The organism is Paraburkholderia sp., assembly GCF_035656215.1.
GTDB lineage: Bacteria > Pseudomonadota > Gammaproteobacteria > Burkholderiales > Burkholderiaceae > Paraburkholderia.
Window position 1 is genome coordinate 1 of record NZ_DASRSY010000013.1, and the last position, 1,634, is coordinate 1,634.

Sequence of the window (1,634 nt, forward strand, 5' to 3'; positions counted from 1 at the left end):
GCACTCACGGGCGTTGCGATCCTGATCGTTTGCGGCTGCTACTGGTCGATTCGCGGTAGCAAACTGCTCAAACCGCGCCGGCTCTTTACCGCGTACTGATGCCGGGCGCGGCATTGGCGGCTTGCGCCGCCGCACCGCCGCTCAGGCCAGGGTCGTCACGATCAACGAAGCCCGCGCGCGCCTCGCGCACATCACGAACCGCGTGAACACCCTCCGCTAACGCGACATGCGTCTCGACAGCCAGTTGCGCCATCCGCATCCCGGCTTCGGGCAGCGACAGATAAAACGTCGTGCCTATGCCCTCTTTCGACTCCACCCACACACGCCCGCCGTGCCGCTCCACCACACGCCGCACGAGCGCAAGGCCGATGCCCTCGCCCGCCGCCACATTGCCGTGCAGACGCTGAAAGGCATTGAAAAGCCGCGGCAGCGCGACCGCCGGAATGCCCAGGCCATTGTCCCGCACGTAGAAAATCCGCAGTGAATGCACGCCCGGCGGCGCCGGAGTCGTACCGATTTCGATCTGGCCTTCGCGGGCCGGGTCCAGATAATTGACCGCATTGCCGATCAGATTCGCGAACACCTGTTCGAGCGCGGTCGGATCGCCCCACACCGCCGGCAAGTCGTGGACGATGACGTGCGCCCGGCGCGCCCGGATCGACCCCTGCATCGCATCGACCACGCGCGGCACGATATCGCCCACTTCGACCTTTTGCTGCCGGTACTCGACGCGGCCGACACGCGACAGCCGCAACAGCGCGTCGATGATGTGCGATGCGCGCAGCACGGCCGTCTGCAGGAAGTGCAACGCTTCGCCGATATCCTCGTCCACCACCCGTTCGATACGCTGCCGGGGTTCTGGCGCGAGCGAGGACCGGCGAAGCATCGCGCGCAGTTCGTCACATGCGCGAATCAGTTCTTTCGAGAAGCCTTGCAAATTCACCAGCGGCGCACGCAGGTCGTGCGACACGCTGTAGATGAACATTTCGTTTTCCTGGGTCTGTTGCCGCAAGGTCTCGTTGATGCGCGCAAGCTCACCGGCGCGACGCGCGAGATCGGACTGAAAACGCACCTGGATACGCTCGGCTTCGAGCAGGCGCCGGCTGGTTTCATGCAAGGTCAGATCGAGCCGGGCGATTTCGTCGCGGCCCGGCCCGATCGGCGCCAGCGGCTCGTTGCCCGCGAGGCGCCCGGCGTTATCGGACAGCAGTGCGAGCCGTCCGCGCACGCCGCGCGTGAACAACCAGACAGCCAGCGCGACGAACAGCAACGAGCCGAACACGGCCGCGACGATCAGCATCTGTTGCCGTTCACGCGCGGCTTCGGCGGCGTTCGAACGCAACGTGTCGAGGCGCCGCTCTTCGGTCTGGAAGGCCGCCACCTGCTGACGGAAGCGATCGAGCACGTCGGCCGAAGCCAGCTCTCGGAAACGATCGAGCAGATCGCGCCGCCGCCCCGAATGCAGCATATCCTGAATGCGATCCGACCACTGGCGGTATCCCTGCACCGCCTGGCGCACCTGCACCACGCGCTCGACCTGCGCCGGGTTATCGGCAACCAGCTCGGCCAGTTGATCGATGCGACGGTCGACGTCCATCCACAAGGTAACCGGGGTCGTAAAGCGAGTGTCGTTG

Annotated in this window: 1 protein-coding gene; it reads right to left on the reverse strand. The window is 65.6% G+C overall.

Features of this window, described 5'->3' with window-relative positions; genetic code table 11:
* Window positions 1-85: 85 nt before the first annotated feature.
* The coding region (locus VFE81_RS00565) for a sensor histidine kinase (RefSeq protein WP_325042728.1) at window positions 86-1,634 on the reverse strand (1,549 nt) is incomplete at its 5' end.